Raw genomic sequence first — 19,047 nt, forward strand, 5'->3', positions numbered from 1 at the left:
GTCCCAAGCCTTTGTGACGCGCTTTCGCGCCGAACCCATGGTCACTTCGGCGCGAAAGCGCCCGAGCCACGATCGTCTCGACCTTCGACGGGCTCGGCACGCTCAGGCGGCGTGCCGGCCTCATCGGCGCCGAGAGCGTCAGGGGCACCGTCCGTCCACGCCCACATCCAGGCCGCAACTGCTCCGCACGCCGCCCGTTATCGGACGCGGTCAGAAATGGAGGCGGTCAATGGAATCCGCTGCGCGCGTGTCGCTCCCCGTGGCGCCGGCACTCGGCTGCGTTGAGCCGGCGTTGGCCAGGAAGGACGGGCCTGGACCGGACCGGATGCCGGTCGAGCGGGTGAAGCGGATGTTGTTCGAGGCGGGCTGTACTTCGGTGATCCGGGTGAGAGCCGATGACGGACATCGGGAAGGCGAGGGTCTGAAGACCGGCGTGCCGATGGAGGTCCACGTCGATCCCAGGACCGGCGCCGTCACCGGAGAGAAGCCCGACGATGATGACGATTGATGCCCAAGTTCACGCTGGACGGCGTTGACGACGGTCCGCTCCGCAAGAAGGAAAAGCGTACGGCGTACCTGATCGCCGTGCACCAGAAGCGCGAGGCCGTCCGCGTCTACGCCGTGCTGGCCGTGTCGGCCGAGACCGCCCTGAGCCAGGTCCGCGCCCTGGCGACGGAAGACATGGCGGTGGACGTGGTGGGCGCTCTGTCGCGCGATCTCGCTCGACAACTCGGCCTCAAGCCCGGTGAGATGCGGCTCGTGTGAGCGCCCGCGGGAGGGCTGCCGGTCGGGCTCGCGCGACCCTGCTCCCGCGTCCGTGATGGGGAAACGGGATTGTACGCGGAGCAACGCCGGGCCACGCCCGACTGCGGTGCCCCGCGGAGGCTCCGCGCAGAGACGTCGCAGGTATCCTGTGCGATCGCGGCGCTGCGCCGGCCGGCGCGCCCGCTCACGTGCCCGCCTTGCCCTCCGGCTGCGGCGTGACCCTGTCGCCATCGCGCAGGGAGGCCGGCGGCCCCACCACCACGCGCTCGTCCCCGGTCAGGCCCGCGCGCAATTCCAGAGCCGTCCGGGTCTGGCGGAAGATCGTCACCGGGCGCATCCGCGCCACGGTGCTGCCGTCCGCCCCCGTCTCGATCACCGCCACGCGGGTCCCGTGCTGGTCGAAGATCAGGGCGTCGCTCGGCACGCTCACGGCGGGCGCGACCCGCGGGATCTCCAGCGTGATGGTGATGTAGAGCCCCGGCCGGAGCGCGCCGTCGGGGTTCGGGATATCGACCTGCGTGACCAGCGTGCGCGCGGAAGAAAGCAGCGTCGTCGACGAGCGCGAGACCTTTCCGGGAAAGATTTTTCCGGGGATCTGCGCCACCTCGACCCGCGCGTCGAGCCCGTCGCGGACGCCGTCGGCGGCGTAGAGCGGCACGTTCACCGCCATGCGCAGCACGTCGTCCCGGTTCAGCGTCAGGAGCGGCGCGCCCGCGTTCGTGTCCGCCGTGACCGCGTCGCCGACATCGTTGTTGCGCGCCGTCACCACCCCGTCGAACGGCGCGCGGATCTCCTCGAAGCCGGTCAGCACCGCGAGCCGGCTGACCTGCGCCTCCTGGGCGGCGATGTTGGCCTCGGCGACCTTCACGGCGGCCTTGGCGGCGTCGACATTGGCGGTCTGGGTCAGAACCCCGGCCTGCGACGTGTCGGCGTTCTGCCGGGTCTCGACGCCGGTGCCGGCCAGCGTCGAGGTCCGCCGGTTGTTCGCATCGGCGAGGTGACGGTTGGCCTCGGCCTGATCGACCATCGCGCGGGCCTGGATCAGCGCCGCCTGGAGCTGCACCACCTGTGCCTGGGCCTGGACGAGCTGCTGGTCGAGATCGGGGGCGCTGATCCGGAACAGCAGGTCGCCCTTCTTCACGTGCGAGCCGATATCGACCTTGCGCTCGACGATGTAGCCGGTCGCCCGCGGGTAGAGATTGGCCGTGTCGAAGGCCTGGGTCGTGCCGGTCTGGGTGAGGCTGAGGGGGCCGGAGGCCCGGGCGGCCTTGGCCACCCGTACCGAAGGCGGCTTGATCTCGGCGGATTGCGGCGGGCTCGCCGCCCGGGACGCGTCCGGCCAGAAGCGGTATCCGAGGAGGCCGGCGCCGGCCAGCACCAGCACCGCGAGCCAGATACGGCCGCTCCGCGCGGGCGGCCGGGCCTGGTCTGCGGCTGAGCTATCCCGGTCCGCCATCCTGCCCTCGGGCGCGCTGCGCCCCACCGCGGGCCAAGTGCCCGCCCGGTGCTGTGTTCATCATATAGTCCGCGGACCGGGTCCGGGCGAGATGCCGCACTGCACGATCCGGACCGGATCCTCCGGTCCCGCACTCCGTTATTGACCCAAACAGCAGGGTTCGAGCGACGATGACCGAGATCTCCAGGCGCGCCATCATCGCCGCGGCCGGGGGCGCGATGGTGGCGTCCCGCGCGGCGGCGCAATCCTCCGATCCGGTTCTGCCCGAGCGCGGCGACAAGGGCGCCGACATCCTCGGGCCGCGCAACAAGCCGCGGGCCGGCGAGGAGCCCTTCACCCTGGCCCCGCCCGCCACCGACCACGGCACGATGCCCAACCTGAAATGGTCGTTCACCGACAGCCACATGCGGCTGGAGAAGGGCGGCTGGGCGCGCCAGACCACGATCCGCGAATTGCCGGTCTCGAAGGCCATGGCCGGGGTCAACATGCGGCTCAAGGCCGGCGCGGTCCGCGAGATGCACTGGCACAAGGAGGCCGAGTGGGCCTACATGATCAAGGGCAAGGCCCGGATCACCGCGATCGATCAGGACGGGCGCACCTTCGCGGACGATGTCGGCGCGGGCGACCTCTGGTACTTCCCGGGCGGCATCCCCCACTCGATCCAGGGGCTTTCCGCCGACGGGGTCGATGGCTGCGAGTTCCTGCTCGTGTTCGACGACGGCGCCTTCTCGGAGGATTCCACCTTCCTGCTGACCGACTGGCTGGCGCACACGCCGACCGACATCCTGGCCAAGAATTTCGGATTGCCGGAGAGCGCCTTCGCCAAGGTTCCTCAGAAGGAGCTTTACATCTTCCCCGGCCCGATGCCGGGGCCGCTCGCGGCCGACAAGATGGGCGGCTCCGGGCCGGTGCCGAAGAGCTTCAGCCACCGGATGCTGGCGCAGGAGCCGCTCCGGACCAAGGGCGGCAGCGTGCGCATCACCGATTCCACGGTGTTCCCGGCCTCGGTGACCATCGCGGCGGCCCTGGTCGAGGTCGAGCCCGGCGGCCTGCGCGAGCTGCACTGGCACCCGAACGGCGACGAGTGGCAGTACTACCTCTCGGGCCAGGGCCGGATGACGGTGTTCGGCTCCGAGTCGAAGGCCCGCACCTTCGACTATCAGGCCGGCGACGTCGGCTACGTGCCCTTCGCCATGGGCCACTACATCGAGAATACCGGCGACACGACGCTGACCTTCCTGGAGATGTTCAAGAGCCCGCGCTACGCCGACATCTCGCTGACCCAATGGCTGGCGCTGACCCCGCATCCCCTGGTGGAGGCCCATACCGGGATGGATCCGAAGCAGGTCGAGGCCCTGTCGGAGACCAAATCGCCGGTTGTGCCCGGTTGACGCGCCCCGGAACTTGGCGCGACCTCGATACGTCGACCGTGTAGACGGATCGATCCCTTTTACGGAGAGCCCCATGCGCGCCGCATCCCGCGCGCTGCTTGCCCTGGCGCTCGCCCTTCCGGCGGGCACCGCCCGGGCGCAGGTGCAGCAGAACGATCCGAACGCGGCCAATGCCTCGTTCGCCCTGCAGAGCCAGATCCGCACGCTCAACCAGCAGCGGGTCACGGATTACAACACGCTGAACCAGTCGATCCAGCGCAACGTCCAGTTCGAGTCCTTCGGGCCGGTCCTGCCCTACCGGGGCCTCTATGGCGGCCACCAAGCGGGGCATCTTGTCGGGCGCCATGTCGGCACCCGTGGGTTCGTCCGGCGCGGCGGCGGCATCAACACGAGCGTGTGCACCGGCTGCTGAGCGGCCGGGAAACCTGCGCAGAGCGGGGAAAGCCCGAAAAAAACCTTTCCCCGCCAGCAGGCTTCGCCCAGAACCTGGGTTCATGGTGGCGTACGCATGAATATCCTGCTGATCGGTTCGGGCGGCCGCGAGCACGCCCTGGCCTGGCGACTGGCCCAGAGTCCCCTCTGCACCCGGCTGTTCACGGCGCCCGGCAATCCCGGCACCGCCCGCCACGGCACCAACCGGCCCGACCTGACGGTCACCGACCACGCCACGGTGGCGGCCTTCTGCGCCGCGGAATCGATCGGCCTTGTGGTGGTCGGCCCCGAGGCGCCCCTGGTCGCCGGGCTGGTCGATGACTTGAAGGCCGCCGGGATCCGCGCCTTCGGCCCGACCCGCGACGCCGCCCGGCTCGAAGGCTCGAAGGGCTTCACCAAGGATCTCTGCGCCGCCTGCGGCATCCCGACCGCCGCCTTCGCGCGCTTCACCGCGCTGGAGCCGGCCCTGGCCTATGTCCGCCAGCAGGGCGCCCCGATCGTCGTGAAGGCCGACGGGCTCGCGGCCGGCAAGGGCGTCACCGTCGCCGAGACCCTGGACCAGGCCGAGGACGCGCTCACCGCCCTGTTCGCCGAGCCCGGCGCCGAGGTGGTGGTCGAGGAATGCCTGTTCGGCGAGGAGGCGAGTTTTTTTGCACTCTGCGACGGCACCCGGGCGATCCCGCTCGGCACCGCGCAGGACCACAAGCGCGTGTTCGACGGCGACCGCGGTCCCAATACCGGCGGCATGGGCGCCTATTCCCCGGCCCGGGTGGTCACCCCGGAGATCGAGGCCCGGGTCATGGCGGAGATCATCGCGCCGACGCTCGCCGGCATGCGGGCGCGGGGCTGCCCGTTCACCGGCATCCTCTATGCCGGCCTGATGCTCACCGCGGACGGCCCGAAGCTCATCGAGTACAACACCCGCTTCGGCGACCCCGAGGCGCAGGTGCTGATGCCGCGCCTCGCCTCCGACCTCGTGCCGGCCCTGCTCTCGGCCTGCGACGGCGACCTCTCCGGCGTGAGCCTCGAATTCGACGCCCACCGCGCTGCCCTCACCGTGGTGATGGCGGCGGCCGGCTATCCCGGGGCCGTGGTGCGCGGCTCGGTGATCCGGGGCATCGAGGCGGCCGAGGGCGATGGCGTCCACGTGTTCCAGGCTGGCACCCGGGCCGAGAACGGGCAGCTGCTGGCCGATGGCGGCCGGGTTCTGGCGGTCACGGCGCTCGGCGACAGCGTCACGGATGCCAAGGATCGCGCCTACGCGGCGGTGGCGCGGATCGACTGGCCGGAAGGGTTCTGCCGGCGCGACATCGGCTATCGGGCCGTGGCGCGGGAGGCCGGACAGGGCTGAAAAGTCCCGGTTTCAAAAGGTCTTCGACCTTTTGCCGGTGCAGGGTGGAACCCTGCTGGGCCGGGGCGAAGCCCGAGCTTCGGGGCTCCGCCCCAAACCCCGCCAAAGGGCTGAGCCCTTTGGGAACCCGTTACTCCCCCACCGCCGCCCCGGCCGGCCTCCGGTTGTCGTTGGCGCCGTAGAGCAGGCCCGGGCGCATGCGCTGCGTGCGCGAGGCGTCGTTGCCCGACGAGGCTGCCTCCGGGGCGTCCGGCGCGGCGGCGCGCACCGCGATCAGCTCCTCCGCGCCCCAGGGCTTCTGCTCGACGATCGTGTGGCCCATGCCGCGCAGGATCCCTTTCGTATCCGCCGAGAGCGCGAAGGGCTCGGCATAGACCGTGTCGGGCAGCCATTGATGGTGGATGCGCGGGGCGTCCACCGCCTCCTGCGGTTCCATGCCGAAGTCGAGCATGTTGATCAGCGTCTGCGCGTTGATCGTGATGATCCGCGAGCCCCCCGGCGAGCCCGCCACCAGCCCCACCTTGCCGTCGCGCAGCACGATCGTGGGGGACATCGAGGAGAGCGGACGCTTGCCCGGCTGGATCGCGTTCTTCGTGCCCTGAACGAGGCCGAACAGGTTCGGCACCCCGGTCTTGACCGTGAAATCGTCCATCTCGTCGTTGAGGAAGAAGCCCGTGTCGCCGGCGATCACCCCGGCGCCGAAATAGCCGTTGATCGTGTAGGTGAGCGAGGCGGCGTTGCCGGCCTTGTCCATCACCGAGATGTGGGTGGTCTCAGGCCTCTCGTGCGTCTCCAGGCCCGGATCCGGGTGGATCTCGGCCGAGGGGGTCGCCCGGTCCGGCCGGATCGAGGCCCGGAGTTTTTCCGCATAGGCCGGCGACAGCAGCCGGGCGACGGGATTTTCGACGAAGGCCGGGTCGCCCAGCAGCAGGTTGCGGTCGGCATAGGCGCGCCGCATCGCCTCGACCATCAGGTGCACGGTGCGGGCGGAGTTGAACCCCGCCGCCCGCAGGTCGTAGCCGTCGAGGATGCCGAGGATCTCGCAGAGCGTGACGCCGCCGGACGAGGGCGGGGGCGCCGACAGGATCGTCGCGCCCCGGTAGCGGCAGGTCAGCGGCTCCGACTCGGTCACCGTGTAGGCCGCGAAATCGGCCGCATTCAGCAGGCCGCCCCCCGCCCGGGAGGCTGCCTCCACGGCCTGCGGGATCGCGCCCTTGTAGAACGCGTCCGCGCCGTGCCCGGCGATGGCCTCAAGGGTGCGGGCGAGATCCGCCTGGATCAGCCGGTCTCCGGGCCGCCAGGGAGTCCCGTCCGGCCGCAGGAAGATGCGGGCGACGTTCTCCTGCCCGGCGAACAGCTTGGTGCCGGATTCGAGGATGTCGGTGTCGCCGCGGGTCAGCACGAACCCGTCACGGGCGAGCGCGATCGCCGGCGCCATCACCTGCGCGAGCGGCAGGGTGCCGTAGCGAGCAAGCGCCGTGTTCAGGCCGAGCACCGTCCCGGGCACGCCGGCCGCCTTCCAGCCGCGCAGGCTCGCGCCCTTCACGACGTTGCCGGCGGCGTCGAGATACATGTCGCGGGTGGCCGCCGCCGGGGCGGTTTCGCGAAAATTGATGAAGCGGCTCCGGCCGTCGGCCGCATGCAGCACTAGGAAGCCGCCGCCGCCGAGATTGCCGCAGCACGGGTTCACCACCGCCTCGGCATAGGCCACCGCCACCGCGGCATCGACGGCGTTGCCGCCGGCCTTCAGGATGTCGGCGCCCACCTGCGAGGCGAGGCGCTGGGACGAGACCACCATCCCGTTCCCGGCCTCCACGGCCGGCCCCGAGGCGGCCCGGGCCGGGGTGCTGCCGAAGGGGATGCCGAAGGCGAGCAGGGCGGCCAGGGTCAGCGCGCGTGCGGGTGCGATCATCCCTGCCCTCTCCGGTGCGGGTTCCGCGCCGCCATATAGGGGATCACACGCCAGAGTCGCTGTCGCCCAACGCAGCAGCATCCTCACGTCATCCAGGCCGCGACCGCACGCTTCGTCGCCCTGCCCCGTATCGCGGGCCGAAGGGCGCCGAAAATCCCATCGGCACGGGCCGGGACGCCGTTCGGCTCACGGCTTGTCAGGATGCGGATCCGGATGGAAAGACCGGTTCAGATCAGGCCCCGCCTTCGCGCCGGGGCCGGCGGCGGGTAGAATGCAGCCGAACGAGGAGATCCAACGCGTGCAGACAACCGTGCTCGGCATCGAGACCACCTGCGACGAGACCGCAGCCGCCGTGGTCTCGATCGACGCGGACGGCCTCGCGCAGATCCGCGCCAACGAGGTGCTGAGCCAGATCGCCGAGCACGCGGCCTATGGCGGCGTCGTGCCCGAGATCGCCGCCCGCGCCCACGTGGAGGTTCTGGACCGCCTGATCGCCCGCGCCCTCGAAAAGGCAGGGATCGGCTTGCCCGATCTCGACGGGATCGCGGTGGCGGCCGGGCCGGGGCTGATCGGCGGCGTGCTGGTCGGCCTCGTCACCGCCAAGACCCTGGCGCTCGTGACCCGCAAGCCGCTGCTCGCCGTGAACCATCTGGAGGCCCACGCCCTCACGGCCCGGCTGACCGACGGAATCGCCTTCCCGTATCTGCTGCTGCTGGTCTCGGGCGGCCACACCCAGCTTCTCGCCGTGCGCGGCGTCGGCGATTACGTCCGGCTCGGCTCCACCATCGACGACGCCATCGGCGAGGCCTTCGATAAGGCTGCCAAGCTCCTCGGCCTCGGCTATCCCGGCGGCCCCGAGGTCGAGCGCATGGCCGAGGCCGGCGATCCCGAGCGCTTCGCCCTGCCCCGGCCGATGCTGGGCCGGCGCGAGGCCGACTTCTCGCTCTCCGGGCTCAAGACCGCCCTGCGGATCGAGGCGGAACGAATCGCCCCGCTCGCCGAGCGCGACGTCGCCGATCTCTGCGCCGGTTTCCAGGCCGCGGTGGTCGATGTCGTGGTCGACCGCACCCGGGTTGCGCTCCGCGCCTTCTCGGGCGTGGCCGGGCGGCCGACCGCCCTGGTGGCCGCGGGGGGCGTGGCGGCCAACGGCGCGGTGCGCCGGGCGCTCGCCGCGCTCGCCGGCGAGGCGGGGTTGAGCTTCGTCGCCCCGCCCCTGCAGCTCTGCGGCGACAACGGCGCGATGATCGCCTGGGCCGGTCTGGAGCGCCTGCGCCTCGGCCTGGTGGACGACCTGACCGCCCCGGCCCGGCCGCGCTGGCCGCTCTCGGCCGATCCGGCCGCCGCGGCGGTTCAGGCCGGATGAGTGAGGCGGCGCGGCGCGCGTATTGGCGCGATCTGGTCGAGCGCCGCCTGCCCGGGGCCGCCCGGCCGGACTGGCCGGTGCGCCTCGACCATTGCTTCGCGCGGATCCTCCTCGACAACACCTGCGGCGGCCCCTGGCGCGACCATGTCCGCCCGCCGGCCCACGTCAACACGCCGCTCGATCGGTTGGAAGCGGCCATCGCGTTGGGCGAGGCCGTGCTCGCCGGCCAGGCAGATCTCGCCCTCCTGAACCGCCGCTCCCTGGCGTGGCGCGGCAAGATCGCGTGCGCCGCAATTCCCGATTCCCTCCGGGACGGCGATCTGATCCTGCGCCGCTGGCATCCGGAGGACACCGCGCCCTTCGCGGCGCTCAACGCCGACCCGGCGGTGATGGCCTATCTCCCGCGGCCGCGGACCGAGGCGGAGAGCGCCGCCGAGGCGCGCACCCACGATCTGCGCTTCGTGGCCGACGGCTTTGGACCCTGGGCCGTCGAGCGGGACGGGCGGTTCGCCGGCTTCGTCGGCGCCTTCCGGATCATGCGGGCCATGCCGTTCCCGGGCGGCGAGCGGGTCGGCGCGACGACCGAACTGGGCTGGCGTCTGGCGCGGGACGCCTGGGGCCGCGGCATCGCCACCCGGGCGGCGCGGCTGACGCTCGCCGACCTTGCCGGGCGCTGCGGCCTCCGCGCCGTCGTGGCCTATACGGCCGCCGGAAACGACCGCTCCCGGGCGGTGATGGAGCGCCTCGGCATGGTCCCGGCCGGAACTTTTCCGCATCCGGCGGTGCCGGACGGGCCGTTGCGCCTCCACCGCCTCTATCGGCTCGAATTCTCTGAGGTCACGGCATGAGCGCTGCGATCAACGTCGTCGGCGGTGGGGCCTGGGGCACGGCGCTCGCCAACGCCGCCGCGGCGGCCGGGCATCCCGTCACCCTCTGGCTGCGCGACGCACGGGCCGCCGCCGCCCTCCAGGCCGAGCGGGAGAACCCGCGCTACCTGCCGGGCGTCCCGCTCCATCCGGCCATCGACGCGACGGCGAACCCGGAAAAACTCGCCGATGCCCGGGCGACCCTGCTGGTGGTGCCGGCCCAGACCGTGCGCGGGGTGCTCGAATCCCTGCGCGCGCCCCTGGCCTCGGCCGGGCCGGTGATCCTCTGCGCCAAGGGGATCGAGCGCGGCACCGACAGCTTCATGAGCGCCGTGGCCGCGGAGGTCCTGCCGCCGGACACGCCCGTCGCGGTCCTGTCGGGCCCGAGCTTCGCGGCCGACGTCGCCCGCGGCCTGCCCACCGCGGTGACCCTGGCGGCGGCCGATCCCGGCCTCGCCGCGTCCCTGTCGGCGCTGCTCTCGGGGCCGAGCCTGCGCCTCTACCACACCGACGACGTGCGCGGCGTCGAGATCGGCGGGGCCGGCAAGAACGTGCTGGCCATCGCCTGCGGGATCGTGGCCGGGCGCGGCCTCGGCGAGAGCGCCCGGGCGGCGCTGATCGCCCGCGCCTTCGCCGAGCTGATGCGCTTCGCGAAAGGATTCGGAGGGCGGCCCGAGACGCTGATGGGTCTCTCGGGGCTGGGCGACCTCGTGCTGACCGCCTCCTCGCCGCAATCGCGCAACTTCGCCTTCGGGCAGCGGCTCGGCGCCGGGGCGCCTCCGGAGGAGGCCGCGGGCGGCAAGCTCGCCGAGGGCGCGTTCACGGCCGCGGCGCTCGCCGGGCTCGCGGCCGCGCAGGGCGTCGAGATGCCGGTGGCGCAGGCCGTCGCGGCGATCGTGGCGGGCACGGCCGGAGTCGATGACGTTGTGGCCGGACTGCTGGCGCGACCGCTGCGGGGGGAGACGGATTAGCGGGCTGCCCGACGTTCAAGCCACACGCGGTCCGATCGTTGGAATGGCCGCGTGGGGTGGTTTTCCGCCTGTCGGCTTTCGAGCGTCAAACAGGCTGCAAGTGCGGCGCGCGGATATGCGGCGGCCATCGCAACCAGGGCGTTGGTCCGCGCGTGACCTGACCGCGATCACGTCTTCGGGGCTATCGAACGGCGGGTGAAACCAACGGCTCCGCTTTGAGTTGGCCCCAGCCAAGGAGGGCTGCCATGACCGAACTGACCTCACGCGACGCCGGGAACGGCGGCGAGACGCACCAGACCGCCGATGCCGATCACCCCGTGCTGACGACCAACCACGGTACGCCGATCTCCGACAACCAGAACCAGCTGAAAGCCGGACCGCGCGGCCCCGTCCTGCTCGAGGACGAGATCTTCCGCGAGAAGATCAACCACTTCGATCACGAGCGGATCCCGGAGCGGATCGTTCACGCACGGGGATCCGCGGCGCACGGCTATTTCGAGTGCACCGAGAGCCTCGCGGACGTCACCATCGCCGACCTGTTCCAGCGGAAGGGGCAGCGCACCGAGGTGTTCACCCGCTTCTCGACCGTGGCGGGCGGTGCAGGCTCGATCGACACGCCCCGCGACGTGCGCGGCTTCGCCGTCAAGTTCTACACACGCGAGGGCAACTGGGACCTCGTCGGCAACAACATCCCGGTGTTCTTCATCCAGGACGCGATCAAGTTCCCGGACCTGATCCACGCCGCCAAGATGGAGGCCGACCGCGGCTACCCGCAGGCGGCGACCGCCCACGACACGTTCTGGGACTTCATCAGCCTCATGCCCGAGTCGACCCACATGATCATGTGGGCCATGTCGGACCGCACCCTGCCGCGCACCTTCGCCAACATGGAGGGCTTCGGCGTGCACACGTTCCGGTTCATCAACAAGGAGGGGAAGAGCACCTTCGTCAAGTTCCACTGGAAGCCGAAGGCGGGCCTCGCCTCCACGATCTGGGACGAGACGGTCAAGATCGCCGGGGCCGACCCGGACTTTCAGCGGCGCGACCTGTTCGAGCGGATCGAACGTGGCGACTACCCGACCTGGGAACTCGGCGTGCAGCTGTTCGACGAGGCCTTCGCCAACAGTCAGCCCTACGACGTCCTCGACGCGACCAAGATCATCCCCGAGGAGGTGCTGCCTGTCCGGATCGTCGGCAAGATGGTCCTCGACCGGTACCCGGACAACTACTTCGCAGAGACCGAGCAGGCGGCCTTCGTGCCGAGCCATATCGTGCCAGGCATCGGGTTCACCAACGATCCGCTGCTCCAGGGCCGGCTGTTCAGCTACACGGACACGCAGCTGTCGCGTCTGGGGTCGGTCAACTTCCACCAGCTCCCGATCAACGCCGCGAAGGGGCGGGCCGCGGCGGCCGGCTGCCCGTTCATGAACCAGCAGCGGGACGGCCACATGCAGATGGCCGTGCCGAAGGGCCGCGCCAACTACGAGCCCAACAGCCTCGCCAAAGCCGGTGAGCCGGGCGGCGCCCGCGAGGACGCGGCCAAGGGCTACAAGACCTTCCCGTCGGACGAGGAGGGGCAGAAGCTGCGCATCCGGCCGGAGAGCTTCGCCGACCACTACAGCCAGGCGCGGCTGTTCTTCCGCTCGATGGACCCCGCCGAACAGGCGCATATCGCCTCCGCGCTGGTGTTCGAGCTGTCCAAGGTGAGCCTGGAGCATATCCGGCTGCAGATGCTCGCCAACCTGCGCAACGTCGACGAAGACTTGGCGGCGCGCGTCGCCGACGGGCTGGCGATGGATCTGCCCCCTGCCTCCCCGACCGCTGCGCCAGTCCTCGACATGGCGCCGTCGCCGGCCCTGCGCATCATCCGCGGCCCGCTGGAGCGGCACACGCTGGAAGGGCGCAGCGTCGGCATCCTGATCGCTGACGGCACGGATGCCGCCGAACTGAACGCCTTGAAAAAGGCGATCCAGGCGGAGGGCGGCCACGCGATGACGATCGCCCCGAAGGTCGGCAAGGTGCCGCTGTCGGACGGCTCGGCCGTCGCCGCGGATGCGCAGCTGTTCGGCCAGCCGTCGGTGACGGTCGATGCCTGCGCGGTGATCTTGTCCGAGAAGGCCGCAGCCAAGCTCGTGAAGGAAGCGGCGGCGGTGCAATGGGTGATGGATGCGTTCGGACATCTGAAGGCGATCGGCGCGAGCGCCGCCGCCAAGCCCCTGCTCGACAAGGCGGGCGTCGAGGCGGACGAGGGCGTGACCGACCTCAGCGGCTTCGTCGAGGCGGCCAAGAAGCGCTACTGGGACCGCGAGCCCAAGGTCCGCACTCTGGCGTGACGTGAAGGACGCGGCCGCTTGGTACGCCCGTCGCCTCCGAGCGGCCGCTGTTCCGCGACGGGCGTCTCAGGCGCCCACGGTCATGACGGAGTCGCCGTCGACCGCCAAACGACCAGGCGGGCGCATTACGGGCGTCGTAGCGGCGGAACATCCGTCCGCTCTCGGGGATCCGCACGGCCGCGCGTGAATGACCGCGTTGGGTCGGAAGCGGACGCGTCAGAGCGCTCTCCGCCGAAATGGACGCCGGTTCGGCGCAAGAGAGCGCGCTGAAACAAAGGCTTAGAGCCGTGCCCGATTGCAACGCGATCGGGCACGGCTCTAACACCCGTGACGCGCCCCCCGGAACGCCGCCGTGATCGCCCGCAGCGTGTCCCGGGTCCTCGGGTCGGACGGGGTGGCGTGCAGCACGATCGCCAGCACGGGCAGCGGCGGCAGGCCCAGCGCCGGGCCGACATCCACCACGTCGGCCGGCGCGAGCCGGCGCGGGAAGGCCGCCACCGCCAGCCCCGCCGACAGGGCCGCGGCGATCGCCGCGGTCCCGCCCAAAAACACCTCCGTCCAGGCGATGCCGGCCCGGTCGAGCAGCCGGCCCGCCACGTCGCGGACGGCGCAGCAGGGCGCGGTCGCGGCCAGCCGCAGCGGCTCTCCCGCCGGTTGCGCGAAGCCCGGCGCCGCGAACCAGCCGAACGGCTCCGGCCCCAGGATCTCGCCCGGGCGCCGGTCGTCGTCGCTGCGGATGATCGCGGCGTCGAGCCGGCCCGCCTCGAAGCCGTCGAGCAGGGGGCGGGCGTTGTCGAGCTGCACCTCCACGGTCAGTGCCGGATCGACGGCCTTCATCCGCGCCAGCAGGGCCGGAACCTCCGGCCCCATCACGTGGGCCGCGATGCCGAGCCGGAAGCGGCGCGGCGGCGCCGTCAGCCCCGCCAAGGCCCGTTCATGCGCGGCCAGGAAGTCCCGCGCCGCCGTGAGGAAGGTCGCCCCCTGCGCCGACAGGCGGACCTGACGGGGCGTGCGCTCGATCAGCCGCTGGCCGAGCCTGTCCTCCAGCCGCTTCAGCTTCACGCTGACGGCGCCCTGCGTCGTCCCGAGCGCCTCGGCCGCCCGGGTGAAGCTCCTGAGATCCGCCACCGTCACGAAGGCGCGCACGGATTCGACGTCCAGAACGGCCATGCGGTCCATCCCAAAGTGTCATCACTGAAATCGATATCCATCCGATTGTGTTGTGATCAAGGGGGCGTCACCTTCGGCGGCATCGTCAGCTTTCCGAAGGTCTTGTCGATGGTCTCCGACCAGAATCCGCCATCGCGTGCGTCCATATCCGGTCTCGCTCCAGGATTGGGCCGGACCTTCGTCAAGGATCGACATCGCAATACGCTGGCGCTCGCGGCCATCTGCCTGTCCGCCCTGATGCTGGGGCTGGAGATCTCCAGCATCCCGGCGATCCTGCCGACCCTGGAGCGGGTCCTGGGCGCCGATTTCCGGCAGCTCCAGTGGATCATGAACGCCTACACGGTGGCCATGACCACCTGCCTGATGGCCATGGGAACCCTGGCGGACCGGTTCGGCCGCAGGCGGGTGTTCCTCCTCGGCGTCACGGCCTTCGGGGTAGCCTCGCTCCTCTGCGGTTTGGCGCCCGGAGCACCGCTCCTGATCGCGGCCCGGTTCCTCCAGGGGGCGAGCGGCGCCGCGATGCTGGCCTGCCAGACCGCCGTGCTGTCCCACCAGTTCCGGGACGGCGCCGCGCGCGGGATGGCGTTCGGCTGGTGGGGGATCGTGTTCGGGTCCGGCCTCGGCTTCGGGCCGCTGATCGGCGGCGTCACCGTGGCGGTGCTGAACTGGGACTGGGTGTTCCTGGTCCATGTCGGGCTGGCGCTCGTCACCCTCGCCCTCGGCCGCGCGGGCATCGCCGAATCCGCCGATCCGCAGGCTTTGCACATCGACCGCGCGGGGATCGCGACCCTGTCGCTTGCCGTGTTCAGCCTCGTCTACCTGATCACCCGGGGGCAGCCGCTGCGGGTCGACGATCCGGTGAGCCTCCTGGCGCTGGCCGGCGCCGCGAGCGCGATCGCCTTCGTGGCCGTCGAGCTGCGGGCGGCGCGGCCGATGTTCGATGTCGCGGCCTTCCGCAACCGGCGCTTCTCCGGCGCCCTGCTCGGGTCGGCCGCGATGAATGCCAGCTTCTGGCCGTTCGTAATCTATCTGCCGATCTACGTGCAGGCGGTCCTGGGCTACGACAGCGTCGCGGCGGGCTTCGCGCTCCTCGCCTACACGCTGCCGACCCTGGCGGTGCCGCCTCTGGCGGAGCGGCTGCTGCTGCGCTACGGCCCGGGTCTGGTCATCCCCCTCGGCCTGTTCACCATCGGCGCGGGGTTCCTGCTCATGCGGCTGGCCGCCACCGGGGCCGGGGCGGACTGGCTGACGCTGCTGCCCGGCGCCGTCCTGGCGGGCACCGGGCTCGGCCTCACCAACACGCCGGTCACCAACACCGCCACCGGCGCGGTGCCGGCGGAACGCGCCGGGATGGCCTCCGGCATGGACATGAGCGCGCGCATGATCACGCTTGCGGTCAACATCGCGCTGATGGGCTTCCTGCTGCTCCAGGGCGTCCGGGCGGACCTCGGCCGGGTGCTGCCCGCGGAGGCGGCCGGATCGCTCGACGCGCTGGCCGAGGCCGTGGCGGCCGGCAATCTCCCCGCCGACGGGATCGGCCCGTCCCTGGCCCGGCAGGCGCTCGCGTCGGGGTTTGCCGGCGTGATGCTCTACGGGGGGCTCGGCGCCTGGCTGTTCGCGGGCCTGAGCCGGCTCGTCTTCGGCCGACCGGGGGCGGCGGGCCGAGGGCCTGCATGACCGCCCGATCCGGGTTTCCAAAGGGCTGAAGCCCTTTGGTGGGTTGTCAGGGCAAGGCCCTGACGGATTTCAGGGCGGCATCGGGCCGCTCACGCCACGGCGGCGACCGGATCCGGCGCGTCCCCGTGGGTGTAGGCGGCGAAGGTCGCGATCGGCGAGGGCCGGCCCAGCAGGTAGCCCTGCGCGATGGTGCAGTGCTCCGCGACCAGGAAGGACAGCTCGTCGTCGGTCTCCACCCCCTCCGCCACCACGGCGAGGCCGAGGCCGCGCCCCAGGCCCAGCACGGAGCGTACGATCGCGGCGCCCTGCGGGTTGCTGTGGACCGCCTTGATGAACGAGCCGTCGATCTTGATCCGGTCGAACGGGAAGGAGCGCAGGTTCGACAGGGAGGAGTAGCCGGTGCCGAAATCGTCCATGGCGATCCGCACGCCGAGCGCCTTGAGCTGGCGCAGGGTAAGCAGCGCCCGCGCCGGATCGCGGATCAGCGCGGTCTCGGTGATCTCGATCTCCAGGCGCTCCGCCTTCAGGCCGCTCTCGAACAGGGTGCCGTGGACGAACTGCACGAAATGCGGGTTGTGGAGCTGCACCGCCGAGACGTTGACCGCGATCGCGAGCGGCTGCGGCCAGAGGGCCGCCGTGCGGCAGGCCTCGCGCAGCACCCAGGCGCCGATCTCCAGGATCGCCCCGGTCTCCTCGGCGATCGGCACGAACAGGGCCGGCGAGACCGGGCCGCGCTCCGGATGGCGCCAGCGCAGCAGCGCCTCGAAGCCCATCACCGCGCCGGTCTCGATCCGCGTCTGCGGCTGGTAGACGAGGTCCAGCTCGCCCCGGGACACGGCGTGGCGCAGGTCGTGCTCCAGCATGCGCCGGTCGCGGATCTGGGCGCCCATGCTGGCGTCGTAGCGGCGGCAGGTGCCGCGCCCCTCGGCCTTGGCCCGGTACAGGGCGGCGTCGGCGTGGCTCAGGAGCGCGCGCTGGTCCGGCGCGTCGTCCGGATAGACCGCGATGCCGATGCTGGTGGCGATCACCGGGCCGGAGGCCGCCGGCACCGCGGCGAGCATCGCCAGGATCCGCTCGGCCAGCCGCTCGGCCGATCCGTCCGCGGATCCGTGCCCCAGGGGCGTCAGGATCGCGAACTCGTCGCCGCCGAGCCGGGCCATCAGCTGCGTGGGTTCGAGCAGGCCGCCGACGCGCAGCGCGAGGTCGCGCAGCATCGCGTCGCCGGCCGCGTGGCCGAACAGATCGTTGACCTCCTTGAAGCGGTCGAGGTCGAGGCAGAGGACCGCGAGCCGGGTGCGCTGGACGTCCGCCGCGCGCATCTCCCGCTCCAGCCGCGCTTGGAAGCTCGTGCGGTTGGCCAGCCCCGTCAGGGCGTCGTGGTGGGCGAGGTAGTGGATCTGGCTCTCGGCGCGGCGGCGGGCGCGCAGGTCGCGCACCGCCACGGCGTGATGCGGCTGGCGGCCGTACTCCGCCATCGGCCGCAGGATCACCTCCACCGGGATGGTCCCGCCGGCCGCCGGGACGAGCTCGGCCTCGACGGCCTCTCCGGCCGTGCCGGCCGTCGCCGCGAGCCCGGGCAGGTAGGTGGACAGGCCGGCGCCCACCAGGGACGCGGCCTCGGTCCCGGCGAGCCGGGCGAAGGCCTCGTTGGCGCTGACGATCCGGCCGCCGTGGCACACGACGAGGCCCTCGACGGCCGCGTTGGCGAGGCTGCGCAGGCGCTCGCGCTCGGATTCTGCGCGCCGACGCTCCCGCAGGTCGATCAGGAGGGCGGCCCCGGCCAGCAGCAGGATCAGCGAGCTCGCCAGCGCGACGGCGGCGGCGAGCCACTCGGTCCGGATCGCGCTGTCCGGGATCGCCACCGTGGGGTCGGGCTGGACGGTCACCGCGCCCATCCCGGTGAAGTGATGGCCGCAGATCGCCAGGATCAGCAATCCGGCGCCGAGGCCCCGGCCCCGGATGGAGCCGGCCGACAGGCCCGCGACCAGCGCCATCGCCCCCAGGACGGCGCCGACCGCCACCGAGACGGCGACCACCGCCGGGTTCCAGATCAGATGCCCCGGCACCTGATAGGCGGCCATGCCGGTGTAGTGCATCGCCGCGATGCCGCCGCCCACGACGGCGCCGCCGATCGCCGCCCGCACCCGGCCTCCCATGGTCGCCAGGGCGAAGCCGAGCCCCGTGATCGCGACGGCATCGGCGTAGGAGAGCAGCGTCAGGCCGATCCCGTAGCCCGAGGGCAGCCCCGGCGCGTAGGCCAGCATGGCCAGGAAATGCGTGGCCCAGATCCCCGAGCCCCCGGCCGCCGCCGCGACCGCGAGCCACGTGTAGCGGCCGCGTCCGCCGGCCCGCCCGGCATGGGTGAGCAGCTCCATCGCCGTCGCGCTCGCCAGCGCGCAGACCAGGGCCGCGAGGGCCACCAGCCACGGGTTGTGCTCCCCGACGAAGCAGCCGATTACTGTCAGCATGTTGACAATCAGAGGTCGTTATACGGCGTTGTTGCTGAAAGCTACTAGAGATCGGAGCTTAATATTTATCCAACGGCTGCGATTCGAAGAGCCATTCTCGTGACAGGGCGTGGTCTATGGTGGACCCGATCGGGTTGACGCCGTGCTCCCACGCTGCCGCCAGAGCCGTCTCCGTCTCCGTTCCCGTCGCGACGGGGAGCGGCTCTCAGCCTCCGATTGACGCGCTCTCCTGCGCCGAACCGGCATTCACCGCGGCGCAGAGCGCTCCAGGCCGATCCGACGGCTGGGACACGACCGGAATCCTGCCGGCATCGCGCAGCGCGCGATTGAGATCGGGCGGCCGAACGGGTTCTAAGGCGGGGTGCGCCGCCGGACCGGGCGGCCGGTGGGGATGCGACGATGGCGTACTGGCTGTTCAAATCCGAGCCCGCGACCTGGTCGTGGGACCAGCAGGTCGCGGCCGGCGCGGCGGGCACGTTCTGGAACGGGGTGCGCAACCACCTCGCCAAGAAGCACCTGATGGCCATGCAGGTCGGCGAGCGGGGCTTCTTCTACCACTCGAACGAGGGGAAGGCGGTGGTCGGCATCGTGGAGGTGATCCGGCCCTACTATCCGGATCATACCGACGAGACCGGCCGCTTCGGCATGGTCGATGTGCGCGCCGTGGAGGCGCTGCCCCGCCCCGTGACGCTCGACGCCATCAAGGCCGATCCGGCGCTCGCCGACATGGTGCTGGTGAACAATTCCCGCCTGTCGGTGCAGCCGGTGACCGAGGCCGAATGGGACAGGGTTCGCGTGCTGGGCGGCCTTGCCTAAGCTCGACTTTGGCCAATTTTGACGGGTTGTCGAGGGTGTGAGGTGACGAAGCGGGCGTGGCGGGTAGGCTGGTGGG

The 19,047-nt window shown here is 71.5% G+C and carries 15 protein-coding genes; 11 read left to right on the forward strand and 4 right to left on the reverse strand.

The features are described 5' to 3' along the window. Positions 1-229 precede the first annotated feature (229 nt). Positions 230-508, forward strand: coding sequence for a PepSY domain-containing protein (locus FVE89_RS22360; RefSeq protein WP_160536467.1), 279 nt, complete (start codon positions 230-232; stop codon positions 506-508). Further along, positions 508-765: a hypothetical protein gene (locus FVE89_RS22365; protein WP_160536468.1), complete on the forward strand. Its 258-nt coding sequence runs from the start codon at positions 508-510 to the stop codon at positions 763-765. Before FVE89_RS22360 ends, FVE89_RS22365 begins: the two co-directional genes overlap by 1 nt. Before the next feature lie 184 nt (positions 766-949). Here FVE89_RS22365 and FVE89_RS22370 read toward each other — a convergent pair whose 3' ends face one another. Beyond that, positions 950-2,221, reverse strand: a complete 1,272-nt coding sequence (locus tag FVE89_RS22370) for an efflux RND transporter periplasmic adaptor subunit (protein ID WP_160536469.1) — start codon at positions 2,219-2,221, stop codon at positions 950-952. A gap of 170 nt (positions 2,222-2,391) precedes the next feature. Here FVE89_RS22370 and FVE89_RS22375 point away from each other — a divergent pair, with 170 nt between their 5' ends. From FVE89_RS22375 to purD, 3 genes are all read left to right on the forward strand, one after another. Beyond that, positions 2,392-3,612, forward strand: coding sequence for an oxalate decarboxylase family bicupin (locus FVE89_RS22375; protein ID WP_160536470.1), 1,221 nt, complete (start codon positions 2,392-2,394; stop codon positions 3,610-3,612). Positions 3,613-3,685: 73 nt separating this feature from the next. Continuing rightward, positions 3,686-4,024, forward strand: a complete 339-nt coding sequence (locus tag FVE89_RS22380; protein WP_160536471.1) for a hypothetical protein — start codon at positions 3,686-3,688, stop codon at positions 4,022-4,024. Between the two features lie 96 nt (positions 4,025-4,120). Further along, positions 4,121-5,395: a phosphoribosylamine--glycine ligase gene (gene purD, locus FVE89_RS22385; protein ID WP_160536472.1), complete on the forward strand. Its 1,275-nt coding sequence runs from the start codon at positions 4,121-4,123 to the stop codon at positions 5,393-5,395. 130 nt (positions 5,396-5,525) lie between these two features. Here purD and ggt read toward each other — a convergent pair whose 3' ends face one another. Then, the gene (gene ggt / locus FVE89_RS22390; RefSeq protein WP_160536473.1) at positions 5,526-7,307 is read right to left on the reverse strand and encodes a gamma-glutamyltransferase; all 1,782 of its coding nucleotides are present in this window, start codon (positions 7,305-7,307) and stop codon (positions 5,526-5,528) included. A 271-nt stretch (positions 7,308-7,578) separates the two neighbouring features. Between ggt and tsaD the strand changes: the two genes are divergently transcribed. The 4 genes from tsaD to FVE89_RS22410 all read left to right on the forward strand — a co-directional run bounded on the left by tsaD (position 7,579) and on the right by FVE89_RS22410 (position 12,840). Continuing rightward, entirely contained in the window at positions 7,579-8,670 is a 1,092-nt protein-coding gene (gene tsaD / locus FVE89_RS22395) for a tRNA (adenosine(37)-N6)-threonylcarbamoyltransferase complex transferase subunit TsaD (RefSeq protein WP_160536474.1), read from the forward strand. After that, positions 8,667-9,518 (forward strand): GNAT family N-acetyltransferase, encoded by an 852-nt coding sequence (locus FVE89_RS22400; protein WP_160536475.1) that lies wholly within the window; start codon positions 8,667-8,669, stop codon positions 9,516-9,518. The genes tsaD and FVE89_RS22400 overlap by 4 nt, the downstream gene beginning before the upstream one ends. After that, positions 9,515-10,507 (forward strand): NAD(P)H-dependent glycerol-3-phosphate dehydrogenase, encoded by a 993-nt coding sequence (locus FVE89_RS22405; RefSeq protein WP_160536476.1) that lies wholly within the window; start codon positions 9,515-9,517, stop codon positions 10,505-10,507. Before FVE89_RS22400 ends, FVE89_RS22405 begins: the two co-directional genes overlap by 4 nt. Positions 10,508-10,752: 245 nt before the next feature. After that, positions 10,753-12,840 (forward strand): catalase, encoded by a 2,088-nt coding sequence (locus FVE89_RS22410; RefSeq protein ID WP_160536477.1) that lies wholly within the window; start codon positions 10,753-10,755, stop codon positions 12,838-12,840. A 318-nt stretch (positions 12,841-13,158) separates the two neighbouring features. On the opposite strand, the gene FVE89_RS22415 is transcribed toward FVE89_RS22410, so the two are convergent. Then, positions 13,159-14,010, reverse strand: coding sequence for a LysR family transcriptional regulator (locus FVE89_RS22415; RefSeq protein WP_202130990.1), 852 nt, complete (start codon positions 14,008-14,010; stop codon positions 13,159-13,161). A 165-nt stretch (positions 14,011-14,175) separates the two neighbouring features. Here FVE89_RS22415 and FVE89_RS22420 point away from each other — a divergent pair, with 165 nt between their 5' ends. Further along, complete coding sequence (locus FVE89_RS22420; protein ID WP_246731111.1) at positions 14,176-15,687, forward strand: MFS transporter; 1,512 nt, start codon at positions 14,176-14,178, stop codon at positions 15,685-15,687. Positions 15,688-15,776: 89 nt separating this feature from the next. Here FVE89_RS22420 and FVE89_RS22425 read toward each other — a convergent pair whose 3' ends face one another. Next, positions 15,777-18,155 (reverse strand): EAL domain-containing protein, encoded by a 2,379-nt coding sequence (locus FVE89_RS22425; protein ID WP_160536480.1) that lies wholly within the window; start codon positions 18,153-18,155, stop codon positions 15,777-15,779. 399 nt (positions 18,156-18,554) lie between these two features. On the opposite strand from FVE89_RS22425, the gene FVE89_RS22430 reads away from it, so the two are divergent. Then, positions 18,555-18,971: an EVE domain-containing protein gene (locus tag FVE89_RS22430; RefSeq protein WP_160536481.1), complete on the forward strand. Its 417-nt coding sequence runs from the start codon at positions 18,555-18,557 to the stop codon at positions 18,969-18,971. Positions 18,972-19,047: the final 76 nt, after the last annotated feature.

It is taken from the genome of Methylobacterium sp. 2A (genome assembly GCF_009806555.1).
Classification (GTDB): Bacteria; Pseudomonadota; Alphaproteobacteria; order Rhizobiales; family Beijerinckiaceae; genus Methylobacterium.

What these genes read in the sequence shown, in the direction of transcription:
- FVE89_RS22360 (WP_160536467.1), top strand. Translation starts at nt 230, where the DNA reads ATGGAATCCGCTGCGCGCGTGTCGCTCCCCGTGGCGCCGGCACTCGGC.
- FVE89_RS22365 (WP_160536468.1), top strand. Translation starts at nt 508, where the DNA reads ATGCCCAAGTTCACGCTGGACGGCGTTGACGACGGTCCGCTCCGCAAG.
- FVE89_RS22370 (WP_160536469.1), bottom strand. Translation starts at nt 2,221, where the DNA reads ATGGCGGACCGGGATAGCTCAGCCGCAGACCAGGCCCGGCCGCCCGCG.
- FVE89_RS22375 (WP_160536470.1), top strand. Translation starts at nt 2,392, where the DNA reads ATGACCGAGATCTCCAGGCGCGCCATCATCGCCGCGGCCGGGGGCGCG.
- FVE89_RS22380 (WP_160536471.1), top strand. Translation starts at nt 3,686, where the DNA reads ATGCGCGCCGCATCCCGCGCGCTGCTTGCCCTGGCGCTCGCCCTTCCG.
- purD (WP_160536472.1), top strand. Translation starts at nt 4,121, where the DNA reads ATGAATATCCTGCTGATCGGTTCGGGCGGCCGCGAGCACGCCCTGGCC.
- ggt (WP_160536473.1), bottom strand. Translation starts at nt 7,307, where the DNA reads ATGATCGCACCCGCACGCGCGCTGACCCTGGCCGCCCTGCTCGCCTTC.
- tsaD (WP_160536474.1), top strand. Translation starts at nt 7,579, where the DNA reads ATGCAGCCGAACGAGGAGATCCAACGCGTGCAGACAACCGTGCTCGGC.
- FVE89_RS22400 (WP_160536475.1), top strand. Translation starts at nt 8,667, where the DNA reads ATGAGTGAGGCGGCGCGGCGCGCGTATTGGCGCGATCTGGTCGAGCGC.
- FVE89_RS22405 (WP_160536476.1), top strand. Translation starts at nt 9,515, where the DNA reads ATGAGCGCTGCGATCAACGTCGTCGGCGGTGGGGCCTGGGGCACGGCG.
- FVE89_RS22410 (WP_160536477.1), top strand. Translation starts at nt 10,753, where the DNA reads ATGACCGAACTGACCTCACGCGACGCCGGGAACGGCGGCGAGACGCAC.
- FVE89_RS22415 (WP_202130990.1), bottom strand. Translation starts at nt 14,010, where the DNA reads ATGGCCGTTCTGGACGTCGAATCCGTGCGCGCCTTCGTGACGGTGGCG.
- FVE89_RS22425 (WP_160536480.1), bottom strand. Translation starts at nt 18,155, where the DNA reads ATGCTGACAGTAATCGGCTGCTTCGTCGGGGAGCACAACCCGTGGCTG.
- FVE89_RS22430 (WP_160536481.1), top strand. Translation starts at nt 18,555, where the DNA reads ATGGCGTACTGGCTGTTCAAATCCGAGCCCGCGACCTGGTCGTGGGAC.